Below are 1854 nucleotides of genomic sequence, written 5' to 3'. Positions count from 1 at the left end.
TTAAAATCAAGCTGATTCTGAATGAATTGACAAGTCGTCGGATGTGCCTCATCTAACCAGTGCTGTATTTTCTTCTTCGTCTCTGCCTCGTTATATTTATCGCCGAGCCAGTCACGTGCTGCAGCCAAAACGATGTCTTCCCCGCCGACTCCACGTATCAGATTCGTACACGCTGCCATCCAGACAGGCTCTGTCAATGTCTTATAGTGGAGCTGCCAATGAGTAAGAAATGCACAATTCGCAAGCATATTGTCGACAGGCTCATCGGTCTCGCGCCGCTCGAATCCGCCCGCACGCTTATCTGTCTGCACATCGCTTGTAATTTCGGGCAGAGAATCAAAGTCGCTGACATTGTATCGCAGGACAGGCTCATTTGCCTCGATGACAACGCAATCGATCGGCGCATTGATGTCTTTATAATTCTTCGTCCCCGGGAGACGCAGCACTCTTGCCAGATCACTGACTGCATCGATGTGCCAGCCATGCTCTGCCGCCCGCGCTCTGACTGCTCCCTGTAATCGGCGAAGATACCCGCTTGCCTGTGCTTGCTGCTCGGCAGACTCAAGCTCCCACGCTTCCTTCAGAAGATAATACACGTGCAGTCCATGCCCGGAGAAAACAACGATCGACGGTTCATATTCTGTCGGAAGAAGCGATCGTGCTGACATAACATCAGGCGGCAAATTTTTGGCAGCATGATTGCCGTCCGCAATATCGATATCGACCCACAGTGCCGATATACTGCTGATGTCTTCGTTTTTGGTACGATCATAGTCGCCCAGACTTTTTTGCGTGGTACAGACACCGAAATATACATCCCGTTGCAAACGAGACTGTTCATCAGCACATGCGACCATCGCCTGCAGATCATCGATCGGGAATTGGTATGTCCTCTTCTTCTGTCTTGTCCACAAATAGGTATATCCTTCACTGAATCGATACAGCTCAGCTAGGAATTTTTCCGTATTCACTACTTAGCACCTCCCTTCTCATTCAATATTCGAACTGCTTCTTCGGCCGAATGAGCCACACCACCGCACGCGCCTTGTTTTATCAAAAAATCCATTGTCGCTCTTTGTGTTTCTGTCGGTTTTCTCTTAGGCTGTTTCACTTCGATAAACACGAATTGAGCGATCGTCTGACCTACCATCTCGGGCGTGATCAAAAGCGGCCGAAGTCCGAACAGATCGGGAAACCCCTTCGGCAGACCTGTTGACAACGGCCGCGCATCTTCTATCCGTACATTGCCGCCTTCTCTGTGTACTCGTTTGCCTGTCCATGCCATTCCGACATTGGCACGGAATAAGGTCGCCGAAGATCTCTCTGATACCCCTACTCGAATTTGATTCTGCAAATCATGCTCTAACATCGTCCGTACCTCTTTATCCCTTTCGCCTTTGCAATATGTGTTACCCATCGCATCGAATATCCGCGTCTGATAGCGATCTGTTCCAATTCCTCGATCGAACGAGCCTTGCCGACCTCCTGCCTGCGGGCCTTACGTTCTACATCCTCTACCTTCAGGAGCTGCCCGTCAGCTTCCTTCGGCATCTCCTCGCGTTCAGCTTTCGGCGGAGCATACCCGCAATACGGACATACCGAAGCTGACCAGTACGCCTTGAAGCAGCGCTCACACACCTTCACACCGACTGCACGCGGTGCTGCCTTTCTTCGCTTCGTCTCGAGCGACCACATTCTGTCCTCATCGGGCAGACCATGGCGAAACACATTCCCCACGTGATCGATGATGACGGCACGTTTTGCAGGATTGTTCTTATCCGGGCGCATCGCTCTCATTGCCTGCTGGATATAGAGCGTCAGTGACTGTGTCGGCCGCGCCAAAAGCACGGCTTC

3 protein-coding genes are annotated in these 1854 nt (G+C 51.3%); all 3 read right to left on the bottom strand.

The features are described 5' to 3' along the window. Positions 1-971 (bottom strand): hypothetical protein (locus tag IJN28_07470; protein MBQ6713606.1); only part of this gene is annotated, 971 nt, incomplete at its 3' end. Continuing rightward, positions 971-1369 carry a VRR-NUC domain-containing protein gene (locus IJN28_07465; protein ID MBQ6713605.1) on the bottom strand — a complete coding sequence of 133 codons (399 nt, stop codon included), beginning with the start codon at positions 1367-1369 and terminating at the stop codon, positions 971-973. The genes IJN28_07470 and IJN28_07465, both read right to left, overlap by 1 nt. Further along, the coding region (locus tag IJN28_07460; GenBank protein MBQ6713604.1) for an ATP-dependent helicase at positions 1363-1854 on the bottom strand (492 nt) is incomplete at its 5' end. The genes IJN28_07460 and IJN28_07465, both read right to left, overlap by 7 nt.

It is taken from the genome of Selenomonadales bacterium (assembly GCA_017442105.1).
GTDB lineage: Bacteria > Bacillota > Negativicutes > RGIG982 > RGIG982 > RGIG982.
The sequence above is the reverse complement of the archived record's forward strand: the minus strand, read 5'-3'. Positions and strand labels throughout refer to the sequence as shown.

Excerpts from the sequence above, each read along its gene's own strand:
- IJN28_07465 (MBQ6713605.1), bottom strand. The coding sequence starts at position 1,369 with ATGTTAGAGCATGATTTGCAGAATCAAATTCGAGTAGGGGTATCAGAG.